The organism is Aeromonas sp. QDB62, from assembly GCF_027705695.1.
Classification (GTDB): Bacteria; Pseudomonadota; Gammaproteobacteria; order Enterobacterales; family Aeromonadaceae; genus Aeromonas; species Aeromonas allosaccharophila.
In genome coordinates this window covers 87829-101320 of sequence record NZ_JAPDCD010000008.1, presented here as the reverse complement: position 1 = coordinate 101320, position 13492 = coordinate 87829, and the positions used below count along the sequence as shown (strand labels likewise).

Genomic DNA, 13492 nt, shown 5'->3' with positions numbered 1-13492 from the left:
CCCCAATAAAGAGGGCCGCTTGTTGCGGCCCTTTTGCATGAGGGGTCAGCGGATCACTCGGTACGCGCCTTGAGATAACCGGCGTAATCCGGGATCTGCACGCTGAACGCCTGCTGCATGTGGGGGCTGTCCATGATGAAGTCGGCGGTCGCTTCATTGGTGGCAACCGGGATATTCCACACCGCCGCCAGCCGCAGCAGCGCCTTCACATCCGGGTCGTGGGGCACCGCATTGAGGGGGTCCCAGAAGAAGATCAGCACGTCGATCTTCCCTTCGGCAATCAGGGCGCCGAGCTGCTGATCGCCCCCCATGGGGCCGGAGAAGAGGCAGGTGATGGGCAGCTGTGCCTTCTTGCCGAGCATGGTGCCGGTGGTGCCGGTCGCATAGAGATGGTGGAGCTTGAGCTCCTCCTTGCGGCGCATCACCCAGTTCAGCAGCGGGGTCTTCATGTTGTCGTGAGCCACCAGCGCCACCCGCTTGTGGGCCGCCATCTCGCGTGCAATCTGTTCCATGGAAATCGTCCGTAGCATTGTTATTGGCAGAGAGCCGTATCCTAATCGAAAGCGGCGCCCGTTGCCTTGCCGGGCGCCGTAACTGTGATCACTTCGACTGTTCAATCCACTGCTTGTTCTTCTGCTCCAGTACCGAGATGGGCAACATGCCGTATTCCAGCACATGGTGGTGGAACGCCTTGAGGTCAAAGTCTCCACCCAGCGCCTGCTCGGCCGACTCCCGCATCCGGATCAGCGCCAGCTGGCCGGCCTTGTAGGAGGTCGCCTGACCGGTGTAGGCCATGTAGCGCGGCACCTCGGAGCTGATGTCCCCGGCACCCAGCGCCGAGTTCTCCTTCATGTAGTTGACAGCCTGATCGTGGCTCCAGCCATACCAGTGGATACCGGTATCCACGACCAGCCGCATCGCCCTGAGCATCTCCTCGTTGAGACGGCCAAAGTATTGCAACTGGTTGTTGAAGGCGGACGAGCCCTCGACCTTCACGTCTCCCACCGCCGGATCATAGAGGCCCCGTCCCTGATAGAGCCCCATGTCGTGATCCGCCAGATATTCGGTGTAGAGCGCCCAACCCTCCGCATAGGCGGTGTAGGAGGCGTTCGCCACATACTGCGGGAAGTCGGGATCCTTGGCGGCCAGCTCCTGAGCGATGGTGATCTGGAAGTGGTGGCCCGGCGCCGCCTCATGGGCCAGCAGGGTGCTGATGTTCCAGCTCTGCAGACCATAGGGGTAGTAGGTGTTGAGGACGAACTGTCCCTTGCGGCCGGTCTGCGGGTTGCCGTCCTGATACCAGGCCACTCCGCCGTATGGCGCATCTTCATAGGAGACGGGCACCACCTCGTAATCGAGCTTGGGAATGGTGCGCTCGGCATCGAAGAAGTCCGGCAGCACCAGCGCCGCCTTGCTCTTGAAGACGTTGTACTCCTGCAATGCCCGCTCGTGTTCGGCCAGTGCCTGCTGCTGCGGCCCGTTCAGGGTCGCACCGGCCGCGTTGTCCGGGTTGAGGCCAGCCGACCAGAGTGCCAGCGGGTTCTGATAGAAGAAGGCAGGCTCGTTCAGATAGCGGAAGAAGGCGTAGATCTGGCCGCTCTGCTTGCTTTGGGCCACGTCTTCGTTGTCGCACTTGCCAACGGTGTGGCACACCTTGACCATGGCACCGAAGATCCGCTCTACCTCGCTCAATCCCAGCTCATGAACCTGTTCCGGTGTCATATTGGTGGTGGTGTGCTTCTTCAGCAGCCAGCGATACCAGTCGCGCCCGTTGGTCATGCCACAGAAACCGTCGTCACACTCGCCACTACCCAGGCGCACTGCATAGGCGCCGCCATGCTGGTAATCCAGATAGTCGCGCAGCGCCAGATAACGGCTGTTGATGCTGTCCAACACGGCTTTGTAGTCTGCTCGCAGTGTGGCATCGGCATCCCCCGGCAACTGCTGCCAGCCGAGGTAGGCGCCAGCGAGCATGTCGCCATCCAGCTTGCTGTTGAGCTGGGCCAGCAGCCGGTCTACCAGCTCATCAGGCAAGGTGTTGCCCTGAACACTGGCCTGCTCGAACTGGTGTTTCACCTCGGCCAGATAGGCATCATATGCCTTGAGCCAGGTGAGGTGTTCCTGGTACCAGGCCTGCGGGGTCATTGTTGTCTTTGCCCGGGTTGCCATTGCAAGTGCCGGAGCTGTGTCTGTGCGGTCGAGATCGCGTCGCCATGCGCCATCACCCGGTTCCACCCGGTCGGCCGAGCTGTGCTCGAAATAGTCGAAGTCACCGCTGACGGTGCGAGCTGCTTTGCCGCTGGCAGGGGCTGCGCCAACGTCATCTGCCAGATCCACCACACGGTTGCGGAAGTGATGGATCGGGATCTGGGATTGGGGTAAATCGTACCCTTCAAGATTGATCTGCAAGTCCCAGCGGATCATGTCGTAGAACAGCCGATCCCGCTCACTTAGCACCGAGGGATCCAGGGCATCCAGCCGTTTGAGCAGAGAACTGTCGAGTGCCTTGCGCTTGGCGATGCTGGCGGCATCGATGGCAAAACCGTAGGGGTCGAGCGCCTGGCTCTCGCGCAGAGCCTCATCCATGGTCTGCATCAGGGATGCTTTGGTGGCTGCGGGATCTGCAGGTGCGTTCGAGCTGTTGTCATTGCAGGCGGCAAGAGACAGGGCAATGGCGCAGGCTAGCGCGAGCTTGTTGGGTAGGAAGTGCATGATGTAGTCCTTTCACATGTTGTTATTGTGTGTCCCTGTGAGGGGCCCCAATAGTGCAACTACTCGGCGTCTGTTTTTGCGACCTGAATAGCAAAAATACGCTTATTTTTCATGCTGATAAGTGGTGTGAAAAGCTATGCAGCCAGACATTAAAAAACCCGCCTGAGCGGGTTTTTTAACCGTTTTTTCATGCCATAACTATTCAGGATGAACCGTGGTGCAGTTGCGACTGCTGGTAGTTCTCCAGCCCGATGCGATCGATGAGATCGAGCTGGGTCTCCAGCCAGTCCACATGCTCCTCCTCATCCTCCAGGATCTCCTGGAACAGGTCGCGGCTGATGTAGTCCTGCACCGACTCGGCATAGGCGATGGCGACCCTGAGATCGGGGATGGCATCCATCTCCAGCGACAGGTCGCAGCGCAGCATCTCTTCGACGGTCTCACCGATGCGCAGCTTGCCGAGATCCTGCAAGTTGGGCAGCCCTTCGAGAAACAGCACCCGCTTGACCAGCTCGTCGGCGTGTTTCATCTCATCGATAGACTCGTGATACTCCTTGTGCCCGAGCGCCTTGAGGCCCCAGTCATCGTAGATGCGGGCGTGCAGGAAGTATTGGTTGATGGCAATCAGCTCATTGGCCAGCACCTTGTTGAGGTGGACAATGATCTTGGGATCTCCTTTCATCGACAGTGCTCCTTGGTTCGTGCCTGAGGCTTCGATCGTTAGAGCTTAGTCCAGAAAAGTGACAACAAGAGGTCTGGCGAGTCAGCTCGCCCGAGAGGAAGGGTGACCCTGCTGGCGGGTCAAATCAGAAGAGGGTGGGGCCGGGTCAGGCCACCTCGTAGTAGAGCACGGATTGTTCCTGCTCCATTGTGTCGAGCTCGGCGGCGATGATCTCCATGGTCATTCGCACGCATTTGCCACACTGGGCGCCCACCTCTAGCGACTGCTTGAGCTGGCGGAATTCGCTGTTACCTGACTGCACCGCCTTGCGGATCTGGGTATCTGTGATGCCGCGGCACAAACAGACGTACATGATGGTTACCTCTTGTGGAATGCAGTGAAATCTAAATGAGAATGGTTCGTGATGCAAATAACTATTGGTAATAAGATCCCCTGCTTGCCACTGTGCAACCCCTTGGGGACAATGCTGGCAACCAGAGGAGATCACCATGCTCAAGAAACTGTTCAGCGCCCTGTTCGGGGGCGAGCCGACCAAGGCGCCTGAAGTCACTCCCACCGAATATGCCGGCTATCTCATCTACCCCGAGCCCATGGCGGAAGGGGGCCAGTACCGGTTGGCGGGCCGCATCACCAAGGAGCTGGATGGGGTGCTGCAAACCCACCGTTTCATCCGCTCCGATCTGTTTGCCAATCCGGCCGATGCCGAGCGTTTCATGGTGCAGAAGTCCCACACCTTTATCGATCAGATGGGGGAGCGCATGTTCGAACCCCGCAAACCGGTTGACAGCGCGGCTTCATGACGCCACAAGAGGTCAACCGGCTGCGCGAGGCGCTGGCCCGCGCCGGTGAGCGGCGCCTGATCTGGCTGGAGGGGGAGGAGGCCGAGTGCATTGCCCGCGCCCAATCCCTGCTCGGTGAGCACATCTTCTGGCTGGGGGCTGGGCCTGAGTGTTATGCCCCGCAACCCGCCGCCAAGGCGCTGCAGCGGCTCGGTCAGGAGTGCGACACGCTGGTGTTCAACGCCTTCAGCGGTTTTCACCCCGACGCCTTCGGGGCGCTGGCAGGCACCTTGCGCGCCGGTGGCTTGCTGTTGCTGCTGACGCCGCCCAGAGAGATCTGGCCCGCATGGCCGGATCCCGACCGGGTTAGGCTGGTGGCCCAGCAGGAGGAGGTAAGCCGGGCCGGTCACGGCTTTATCGCCCGGCTGGTGCGGCTGCTAACTGGCGATCCGGCCCTCTCTCTGGAGCTGCCGGTTTGCCCGCAGCCGTGGCAACCGATTGGGCCGGAGCGTGCGTTGAGCTGCGATCAGGCCCGGGCGCTGCCCGCCATCCACAAGGTGTTGCACGGTCATCGCCGCCGGCCGCTGGTGTTGAGTGCCGACCGCGGCCGTGGCAAGAGTGCGCTGCTGGGGCTGGCCGCCGCCGAGCTGCTGCGCCAGCAGCCCGGGCTGAACATAGTGGTGACGGCCCCCTCACAGGCGACGGTGGCGACCCTGTTTGCCCACGCAGCTCGCGGGCTAGATACCACGCCGGAGCAGCTAACCGGGCTGAGCTACTGCTCTCCTGATCGGCTGGTGCACGAGGCGATTAATCCCGATCTGCTGCTGGTGGATGAAGCGGCCGCCATTCCGACCCCGCTGCTCGAGGCCATGCTGGCCCGTCACAGCCGTATCGTGTTTGCCACCACTGAGCACGGTTACGAGGGAACAGGACGTGGTTTTCACCTGCGCTTCAAGCGAGTGCTGGATAGCCAAACGCCGGATTGGCAGGAGATCCAACTGGGCGAACCGATCCGCTGGAGTGAGCACGATCCGCTGGAGCCGCTGATTTTCCGCCTGCTCGGCCTCAATGCCGAAGTCGCAACTCCCATGCCACCGACCAGCCCGAGCTGGCGTCTGGTCAGCCAAGAGGCGCTGTCGAGTGACGAGGCGCTGCTCAACCAGCTGTTCGGCCTGTTGGTGCTGGCCCACTACCAAACCACGCCGAGCGATCTCAGGTCGCTGCTGGAGAGCCCGGATCTCGACATCCATCTGCTGGAGCAGGACGAGAGCCTGCTGGGTGTGGCCTTGGTGGCGCGGGAAGGGGAAATCGAACCCGAACTCGCCGAGGCGATCTGGGCAGGGCGCCGCCGCCCGCGCGGCCATTTGCTGCCCCAGTCGCTGCTGGCCCACGCCGGTTTCAAAACGGCGGGGGCGCGCAGTTACGCCCGGGTGATGCGTATCGCCATCCACCCCGAGCTGCATCGCCATGGGCTGGGTTCGCTGCTGCTTGGCAAGCTTGAGGAGCACTATCGCCAGATTGGTATCGACTACCTGGGCTCGGCTTTTTCGGCCAGCGCCGACCTGCTCCCCTTCTGGCGCAAGGCAGGACTGACGGTGCTGCGCATCGGTTTGCAACGGGATGCCGCCAGCGGCTGCCACGCAGCCCTGCTGCTCAAAGCGCTGAAACCCGAGCATGAGCCCGAGTTGGATCAGTGGCAGCAGCGTTTCGTACGCCAGCTGCCGACCTTGCTGGCTGGTGAGTTGAGCGCGTTGGATCCCGAGCTGGTATGGCAATCTCTGCAAGGCAGTACCGTCACCGCAACTGAGCTTGGCGAGTTCGAGCTCGACGATATTGAATGCTTTGCCCTGCATCACAAGCCGTTCGAGCTAAGCCAAGCCAGCCTGCAGCTATGGCTGGCGCGACATCTGGATGTGTTGGCCTCGCTCACCCCTGCCGAGCGCCATCTGCTGATCGCCACCATCTGGCAATATGCCGACTGGGGAAGACTTGCTGCGAGATTGCAGCTGGCAGGCAAGCCCGCCGTGATCAAGAGCTTGCGGGCACTGCTGGCACGTCTCTTGGGTTCCCCTACCACTCGATAGGTTTGCCCTGCCAGTCGAGAAAGCTCAGCTCGCCATCCGGTTGCAGCCGGTTCATCAGGTTAATCAGATGGTCGGCTACCAGCTCGGGACTCTGCACATTTCCCGCCGGTACATTGGCGTGAAACGGGCGGGAGAGTTGGGTATCCACGGTGCCGGGATGGAAGGCCAGCAATTTGACGCCTGTGGCCCGCCTGGCCAGCTCGATGGCGGCACACTTGAGCAGCATGTTGAGGGCGGCCTTGGATGCGCGATAGCCATACCAGCCGCCTGCTCGGTTGTCGCCAATGCTGCCGACTCGGGCACTGAGTACCGCCAGAGTGCAAGGCTCGCGGCCAAACAGCGGTAACAACTGGCTGATCCAGCGCAGCGGCAGCAAGGCGTTGGTCTGGTAGAGGCGGGTCATGACAGCGAGATTGAGTGCTTCGAGCCGTTTCTCTGGCTGGATCTCCCCCTGATGCAGCATGCCGTTGCAGATCACCACCCGATGCGGTCTCGGCGCCAATTCCGCGATGCGGGCTACCGCAGCTGCCATCTGCTCATCGCTGTAATCACAACATAGCCAGTGAAGATCTGGCGACGAGAGGCCCGCAGGTGCGGGTTGACGACTGATGGCGATGACCCGGGTTGTGCCGGTTGCCAGCCATTGTGCGACCAGCGCCGCCCCGATCCCGCCGCCAGCCCCAATCACGAGCACGCTCTCATTCATGATCCCTCTCCTTGTGACGCTGTGATGGCCTTCTCCATCGCACCGCAATTTTCCTGATAGGCTGGTACGAGCCCTCCGGCCTCGCGGATCAAGCGGTTATAGCTGCATTCTTGACCGGATCAGCGCAGCAGAGTGCATTCCATTCCTATACTGAGAGAAAACCGCAGCGGTCTGCTGCCCGCGCAACCAGAATGAGAGTCACCATGATGTCCAAAGATGGGGAAGAGCGTAAATCTATCCTGACCGAAAGCGGCACCAACGAGCTTGAGATCATCGAGTTTCACCTCAAGAAGCAGTTGCCGGACGGGCGAGAGAAGATCGCCTACTACGGGATCAACGTCGCCAAGGTGCGCGAGGTGATCCGGGTGCCGGAAACCACCGATTACCCCAATGCCCAGCGCCATATGGTGGGGGTCTTTTCCCTGCGGGAGCGCCTGATCCCGCTGGTGGATCTGGCCGGTTGGCTCGGCATCAAGACCAACCCTGACCCCAGCCACAAGGTGGTGATCGTCACCGACTTCAACAAGATGGCCAACGGCTTTCTGATCGACAGCGTCAGCAGGATTCACCGGGTCTCCTGGGAGGATGTGGAGTCCCCCAGCCAGTTTCTGGAAGCGGGAGAGAACGACTGCGTGGTGGCGGTAGTCAGGCGCGATGGCAACCTCATAATGATCCTCGATTTCGAGAAGATCATCGCCGACATCAACCCCGAACTCAGCATGGAGAAGTACGACGTCACCCAGGATCGCAAGGTGCTCATCGACGATCGCATGATGGCGCTGCGTCAGGGCAAGACCATTCTGGTGGTGGACGACTCGGCCTTTATCCGCAAGATGATCGAGACCACCCTGCGTACCGCCGGCTACAACGTGATAACGGCCAAGGACGGGGGGGAAGGGCTGGAGATGCTGACGGATTTCGATCGTCTGGCGCAGGAGGAGAAGATGCCGGTTTCCGGCTTCGTCAATGCGGTGATCACCGATGTGGAGATGCCGCGCATGGATGGCATGCACCTGCTCAAGCGACTGCGGGATACCCCCTCCTACAAGGAGATGCCCATCGTGATGTTCTCCTCCCTGATGAGCGATGACAACCGCCAGAAGGCGCTGCAACTGGGGGCCAACGATACCATCACCAAACCGGAGATAGGGCGCATGGTGGGGATGATGGATCATATGCTGCTGGGGATCGCCCCGCCCTCGCCAGCCAACAACATCTGACCTGACATTAACTTGCCATTGACCGGTCGCATCTTCTGACCGGTTGCCTCAAGCGGCCACTCCTTGCCAAGGAGTGGCCGCGCTGTTTTGGTTGTTTGCTGCGATCCCCACACCCCTTGTCTCCCGGATATGATTCATGTAATGATAATTATTATCATTTGTTGGTGTGAAGCGTATGACAGCAACCTGGGTGAAGGGGTGGGTCGAGTCGACCGAAGGTGGCAGCAGTATGACCCACTGGAAGCAGCAGACCAGAGAGGGCAACCGGCTGTTTGATTGCGGCGAGTACCATCAGGCGCTGGCCCATTATCAGCAGGCGCTCTGGCTGGCTCGTCAGCAATTGGTGCAGTGGCACGATGCTGACGAGGCGGTGGCGGCGCTGGTGGTGGCCCACCACAATCTGGCGGATCTGCTGGTGGCCATGACTCTGCCCGATCGCGCCGCCGACCTGCTCTGCTATGTGCACGACTGCCTGCTGGCGACCTGTTACTCCCCCGCTTGCTCCTCCCGCCTGCGAGAGGCCGCTTTGCGCCATACCCGCACTACCCGTGCCGAGTTGCTGACGTTCGTACAGCGCCACGGCAGCCACGCCGCGATCATGCGCTCGCTCGGTCACTGCCTGTGCCAGAGCGAGCCCTCATCCCGGCTCCATTAATCCGAACAGAGGTCATCATGAGTCATACCCTGCCAGCCCTGAACTATGCCTACGACGCACTGGAACCCCATATCGATGCCCTGACCATGGAGATCCACCATAGCCGTCATCACCAGACCTATATCAACAACCTTAACGTCGCGCTGGAAGCCGCGCCCGAGCTGGCCGCACTGCCGGTTGAGGATCTGCTGCGCCGCTTCGACAGCCTGCCAGCCGCCTTGCAGGGGGCGGTACGCAACCATGGCGGCGGTCATGCCAACCACTCCCTGTTCTGGCTGGTGATGAGCCCGCAGGGGGGCGGTGAGCCGGGTGGTGAGCTGGCGCTGTCCATCGAGCGGGAATTGGGGGGATTCGATGCCTTCAAGCAGGCTTTCACTCAGGCTGCCCTGAGCCGCTTTGGCAGCGGTTGGGCCTGGCTGGTGGTGGACAAGGCGGGCAGATTGCAGGTGGAGAGTAGTGCCAATCAGGATAGTCCCCTGATGCATGGCCATACCCCGATCCTGGGGCTGGATGTGTGGGAGCACGCTTATTACCTCAAGTACCAGAACAAGCGTCCTGACTATATCGCGGCCTTCTATCAGGTGGTGGATTGGGCCGAAGTGGCCCGCCGCTATCAGGCGGCGCGCGGCTGACATAGCCACAGGGGATGGGCCAGGATGAGCAGTTCAAATTGGCTGCCACAATCCACGCTGCAATAACAGGACCCGCCAGTTGGCGGGTCGTCTGTTTATGGTGCGGCAGTGCTGGCGCTGGCGGCTGAAGAGCCCACCGGCAATATGGGCAAGGCCGCGCTGGGCATCTTGGCGGCGGTTTCTGCCGCGGGTTTGGCGGGGGTGACCGGTTCAGTGGTTGCCGCTGCGGATGCAGCTGCAGTGACTTGTTCAATCGCAGCCGAGATAGCCGGAGTGGCCGACTCGGTGGCAACCGCTGCAGATACCGCCGCAGGCTTGGTCTTATCCACCGCCGGTTTGGGCTGTTTGAGGCAGGGTTGCAGGCTGCCGATGGTGCTCAGCGAGTGGCAAGGCACAGGCAGACCGATGGGCACCGGTGCTCCGAGGAACTTGGGCCCCTTGTCCAGTACATAGAGGTCGAGCAGACCCATCAGGCGGGCAAAGACTTCCCGCACCCGGGTGCGGATCCCCTGATAGGCGCTGGGATCCTCGGCATTGAAGCCGACCGCATCGATACCGAAATGGCGGGCGATGAAAATGGCCCGCTCGTTATGAAAGCCCTGTGAGACCACGGTAAAGCGATCCTGACCGAATACCTCCCTGGCGCGAACCACTGAGTCGAGGGTGCGGAATCCGGCGAAATCCATATAGATGGCGGAGGCGGGGATGCCCGCCTTGATCAGGGCGCGGCGCATCTGGCGTGGTTCGTTGTACTGCACGGTGGCGTTGTCACCGGAGACGATGATGAAGTCCACCTTGGCATTGTTGTAGAGCTCGGCCGCCGCCTTGATGCGGTATTTGAAGTAGTGGTTGGGGCCGCCACCGGAGAGATATTTGGAGGTACCCAGCACCACCGCAACCCGGTTGTAGGGCACCTCGTCCACCTTGTCGTGGGTATAGTGGCGGGCATCCGAGACGATCCACTCGCTGTAGCCCAGCAGCATGGCAATCAGGGCCAGCAGCAAAACGAGGCAGGCGAGGAGGATCTTGGCAAACTTCTTCATGCGCGGTGCGGTCAGGGTCTGAAGTTGGGAATGGCTTTCGGCATTCTATTACAACTCGGCCGCTGGCGTCAGGCTTGATAACGGGCGGGCCGCTCATTCGGGCAGAGGTTGTCGCAGGCGAGGCCGGGCGAGCGGGAGGATAACGCGAGGGGCTGCGGTGGCAGCCCCTCTTTTTGTTTGAGGTCTATCAGTGGGCGGAGTCGTTGCCCTTGCAGGCGTCTGACTCCTTGTTGGTTTGCCACCAGGGCAGCAGATCCCGGCCGAGCCACGCCTGATAAGCGTCGCTGTCGTTGGCGATCAGCCGGTCCAGCTCCCCTTCGAAGTCGCTCATCGCCTGCTGCCGATCCGGATTGCGCAGCGCCTGTGCCAGCGCCAGCCAGCTGGCGCCGCGACCGGTCTCGTTGAGGAAGCGGTGCACGGTATAGGACCAGGAGTAGACCATCTCGCCCCCCTGCTCGTAATCGAGGTGGAGGATCGCCGCCAGTGTCGGGCGCTGGTTGGCGGGGCGGTTTGCCACGTTATCCAGACCCCGGGCAAAGCACTGGCCGTGGGCGATGTACTCTGCAATCCCCTCGGCCCACCAGGTGGTGCGGTTGAGCGGATAGTGGCCAAAGCTGCCGTACTGGTTGAAGCGGCCATCCAGATAGTGAACGTACTCGTGGCGCAGGTTCCACACCTGGAAGGTGGGGCGTTTCCACTCCGCCTCATAGGCGAAGAAGCGGGCCTGATTGCCGGGGCGAGCCGGATCCCCCTCGATATAGATGCCGCCATTTTCGGTGGAGACGCCAAACAGCGCGCTGCCGTAGCGGCCCCAGTCGGCGGAGGAGTTGAAGATCACCAGCTCCAGCGCCTCGTTGTGATCATCGGCCACCGGTTGCTCGCCCGTTTCCATCTGCTGGTGGAAGCGCTGCTCCTCGTCACCCAGCTCGCGGCAGATCCCTTCGGCCTGAGCCTGAGTCAGATCCTGGGCGCGCAGACGCAGGGTGGGTGAGCAGGTGTGCTCGAACGGCAGGATCTCCTCCATGCGGATCGGAGTACAAAGCCCGGCGAACTCGCCGCTGACACAGGCCTCGCTGGTGCGATCCGTGTAGGTGAGGTAGTAGCTGGAGAGAGTCAGGGAGACCTCTTCCAGCATGGCGGCCGGATGTTGGCCACCCGGGATCAGCCCCTGCTGGCGCATGATGGCGATGACATCGCGATCCAGCTGCTGGCGATAGGCGATCGCCTTATCCGGGCTGGTGTGATGGAGGTAGCGCATCATCTGGTAGAGACGGCTATGGGCATCGAGGATGTTGTTGAAGATAAACAGATCCCGTGAGCCATCGCGCTGTTTCCAGAGGGCCAGCTCGCTCAGGCCCAGTTGCAGCAGGCTCTGGCGCAATGCCGCCTCCTGTTGCAGCACAACTGCGCTGAAGTCAGCCTGCTGACCATAAGAGGCGCTCTGATCGACCAGATTGAGCAGCTCGAACAGACCATCGGCCCAGGGTTTGTGGCCATTGATCTGCGCCGCATGTTGCACCGCATAGCCGAGCGCCTGGTTGAGCTGGGCCAGCATGGGGGCGGCACTCTGGCGGAAGGCGGCTTGCCCAAGTTGTCCCTGCGCCGCCACGCTCCAGGCTTCCAGCACTGTGCCAGCCTGATCCTGTGGTTCAGCTCCCAGCAGCAATGGGTGGTTAAGCAGATCAATCATCACCCCGGCCAGTGCCCGGGCGGCCTGATCACTCTCCTTGCCAACGCCGCCATGGTAGTTATGGGCGCGCACATAGTAGAGCAGCTTGTCCATTGCCGGATGGGTCGGCTGGTTGGCCGCCAGTAGGGCACGCATGCCGCGCACCACCGCCATCAGCTTGGCATCATCGTGGCCGTAATCCGCCTGCCAGGCAGGGCTGTTCTGGCCGCTCACGTCGGCTACCAGTTTGGCGGCATCGCTGTTGAGCAGATCCACATCGGGCTGCTCGAGCTCGGAGCAGAGACGACCGTTGGCGCGGCGGCACTCCAGCTGATCCTCCTTGCTGGCTAGCACGATGGGGCGATTGAGCACCCGGCTCTCCTGCCACTCTTTGATCTCTGGCAGGGGTTGCCACTCGCCGCCAGCGACCGGGTATTGGTAGCCGCTATCTTGCAACGTTACCTGAACCTCGCTGCCAGCGGGGATCACCTGACGGCAGATGCGATAGCGGATGGTGTTGCTCCCCTCCTTGCGTTCCTGCGGCTCATCACACTCCTGCTGAGGCGTGAGCTGATCCAGCTGCCACTGATAGCGGCGCCAGACGTGGATCTCGCTGACCTGAGCGGCAGCCTGACTGCCTGCCACCGGTTGCAGACGGAAGAAGATCTGCTCCAACCGGCCATCCCGCTCGCTCGGGGTCTCTTCAAGTACCTGCAACTGCTGCCAATCCTGCGGCTGATAGTGCCATTCCGACTCGGCGCAGCGGCCCTGCGCGTTGAGTTCGCAGCGATCCAGCTCCCTTTCACTCTGGCCCAGGATGATGGCTTGCGGCAGCGGCAGACGATCTTGGCGCTGGGCGGTCGGCGTGCCCGTCAGCTGCTCCCAGCGACCCTGCTTGAGGCCATAACCAAAGTCATAACTGCTGGCGGGAATGAGCTTGCCCGCCGGAATCCGATCTTCACAGCGCACGAAGCGGATCTGCCAGCCCGCATCTACCTTGAGCTGCGGCTCGCCACACTGCTGTTCGGCCAGTGCAGCGAGATCGCTGCTCTGCCAGTCGAAGCGACGGTATACCCTAAGCTGCTGATAGGGGGCGTTGCTGCTGCGCGCCTTGAGTTCGTAGGTGATCTCGGTGATGCGAGCGGCCAGTTGCCGGCTCGATTCGCCAGTCAGCTGATACTGTCGCCAGTCATTGGGGGAGTAGTTGGCTTGCGCCGAGGATGTCGCCAAAAGCAGGGGGCCTGCCAGCAGCAGCCACCCGGTACCCGAACGGTTCATTTTTATCCCTTTGTTTTTGTTTGTGTATTGTC

Annotated in this window: 12 protein-coding genes; 5 read left to right on the top strand and 7 right to left on the bottom strand. The window is 61.5% G+C overall.

The features are described from left to right. Positions 1 to 53: 53 nt before the first annotated feature. From OKC27_RS06065 to OKC27_RS06050, 4 genes are all read right to left on the bottom strand, one after another. Positions 54 to 512, bottom strand: a complete 459-nt coding sequence (locus tag OKC27_RS06065; protein WP_042023112.1) for a methylglyoxal synthase — start codon at positions 510 to 512, stop codon at positions 54 to 56. Between the two features lie 88 nt (positions 513 to 600). Then, positions 601 to 2712 carry a DUF885 domain-containing protein gene (locus OKC27_RS06060; RefSeq protein WP_042057583.1) on the bottom strand — a complete coding sequence of 704 codons (2112 nt, stop codon included), beginning with the start codon at positions 2710 to 2712 and terminating at the stop codon, positions 601 to 603. Positions 2713 to 2914: 202 nt separating this feature from the next. Continuing rightward, on the bottom strand, positions 2915 to 3394 hold the full coding sequence (bfr, locus tag OKC27_RS06055; RefSeq protein WP_042057581.1) for a bacterioferritin: 480 nt from the start codon (positions 3392 to 3394) through the stop codon (positions 2915 to 2917). 145 nt (positions 3395 to 3539) lie between these two features. Further along, positions 3540 to 3746: a bacterioferritin-associated ferredoxin gene (locus tag OKC27_RS06050; protein WP_042057580.1), complete on the bottom strand. Its 207-nt coding sequence runs from the start codon at positions 3744 to 3746 to the stop codon at positions 3540 to 3542. 136 nt (positions 3747 to 3882) lie between these two features. Here OKC27_RS06050 and OKC27_RS06045 point away from each other — a divergent pair, with 136 nt between their 5' ends. Next, positions 3883 to 4194, top strand: a complete 312-nt coding sequence (locus OKC27_RS06045) for an HlyU family transcriptional regulator (RefSeq protein WP_042057578.1) — start codon at positions 3883 to 3885, stop codon at positions 4192 to 4194. Then, entirely contained in the window at positions 4191 to 6257 is a 2067-nt protein-coding gene (locus tag OKC27_RS06040; protein ID WP_042057576.1) for a tRNA(Met) cytidine acetyltransferase TmcA, read from the top strand. The genes OKC27_RS06045 and OKC27_RS06040 overlap by 4 nt, the downstream gene beginning before the upstream one ends. On the opposite strand, the gene OKC27_RS06035 is transcribed toward OKC27_RS06040, so the two are convergent. Continuing rightward, positions 6244 to 6963: an SDR family NAD(P)-dependent oxidoreductase gene (locus tag OKC27_RS06035; protein ID WP_042057574.1), complete on the bottom strand. Its 720-nt coding sequence runs from the start codon at positions 6961 to 6963 to the stop codon at positions 6244 to 6246. The genes OKC27_RS06040 and OKC27_RS06035 overlap by 14 nt on opposite strands. Positions 6964 to 7166: 203 nt before the next feature. Between OKC27_RS06035 and OKC27_RS06030 the strand changes: the two genes are divergently transcribed. From OKC27_RS06030 to OKC27_RS06020, 3 genes are all read left to right on the top strand, one after another. Beyond that, positions 7167 to 8183 carry a chemotaxis protein CheV gene (locus OKC27_RS06030; RefSeq protein ID WP_042057572.1) on the top strand — a complete coding sequence of 339 codons (1017 nt, stop codon included), beginning with the start codon at positions 7167 to 7169 and terminating at the stop codon, positions 8181 to 8183. 175 nt (positions 8184 to 8358) lie between these two features. Beyond that, positions 8359 to 8838 (top strand): hypothetical protein, encoded by a 480-nt coding sequence (locus tag OKC27_RS06025; RefSeq protein WP_082040682.1) that lies wholly within the window; start codon positions 8359 to 8361, stop codon positions 8836 to 8838. A 17-nt stretch (positions 8839 to 8855) separates the two neighbouring features. After that, positions 8856 to 9470, top strand: a complete 615-nt coding sequence (locus tag OKC27_RS06020) for a superoxide dismutase (RefSeq protein WP_182938321.1) — start codon at positions 8856 to 8858, stop codon at positions 9468 to 9470. 95 nt (positions 9471 to 9565) lie between these two features. Here the strand turns inward: OKC27_RS06020 and OKC27_RS06015 are convergent, their stop codons facing one another. Further along, positions 9566 to 10513 (bottom strand): SanA/YdcF family protein, encoded by a 948-nt coding sequence (locus OKC27_RS06015; protein WP_270693367.1) that lies wholly within the window; start codon positions 10511 to 10513, stop codon positions 9566 to 9568. 187 nt (positions 10514 to 10700) lie between these two features. Beyond that, positions 10701 to 13460 carry a collagenase gene (locus OKC27_RS06010; protein ID WP_270693366.1) on the bottom strand — a complete coding sequence of 920 codons (2760 nt, stop codon included), beginning with the start codon at positions 13458 to 13460 and terminating at the stop codon, positions 10701 to 10703. Between the last annotated feature and the right edge of the window lie 32 nt (positions 13461 to 13492).

Bases quoted from the DNA above. Each gene is read 5' to 3' on its own strand.
- OKC27_RS06050 (WP_042057580.1), bottom strand. From the start codon at position 3,746: ATGTACGTCTGTTTGTGCCGCGGCATCACAGATACCCAGATCCGCAAG.
- OKC27_RS06060 (WP_042057583.1), bottom strand. From the start codon at position 2,712: ATGCACTTCCTACCCAACAAGCTCGCGCTAGCCTGCGCCATTGCCCTG.
- OKC27_RS06020 (WP_182938321.1), top strand. From the start codon at position 8,856: ATGAGTCATACCCTGCCAGCCCTGAACTATGCCTACGACGCACTGGAA.
- OKC27_RS06065 (WP_042023112.1), bottom strand. From the start codon at position 512: ATGGAACAGATTGCACGCGAGATGGCGGCCCACAAGCGGGTGGCGCTG.
- OKC27_RS06025 (WP_082040682.1), top strand. From the start codon at position 8,359: ATGACAGCAACCTGGGTGAAGGGGTGGGTCGAGTCGACCGAAGGTGGC.
- OKC27_RS06035 (WP_042057574.1), bottom strand. From the start codon at position 6,963: ATGAATGAGAGCGTGCTCGTGATTGGGGCTGGCGGCGGGATCGGGGCG.
- bfr (WP_042057581.1), bottom strand. From the start codon at position 3,394: ATGAAAGGAGATCCCAAGATCATTGTCCACCTCAACAAGGTGCTGGCC.
- OKC27_RS06045 (WP_042057578.1), top strand. From the start codon at position 3,883: ATGCTCAAGAAACTGTTCAGCGCCCTGTTCGGGGGCGAGCCGACCAAG.
- OKC27_RS06040 (WP_042057576.1), top strand. From the start codon at position 4,191: ATGACGCCACAAGAGGTCAACCGGCTGCGCGAGGCGCTGGCCCGCGCC.
- OKC27_RS06010 (WP_270693366.1), bottom strand. From the start codon at position 13,460: ATGAACCGTTCGGGTACCGGGTGGCTGCTGCTGGCAGGCCCCCTGCTT.
- OKC27_RS06015 (WP_270693367.1), bottom strand. From the start codon at position 10,513: ATGAAGAAGTTTGCCAAGATCCTCCTCGCCTGCCTCGTTTTGCTGCTG.
- OKC27_RS06030 (WP_042057572.1), top strand. From the start codon at position 7,167: ATGATGTCCAAAGATGGGGAAGAGCGTAAATCTATCCTGACCGAAAGC.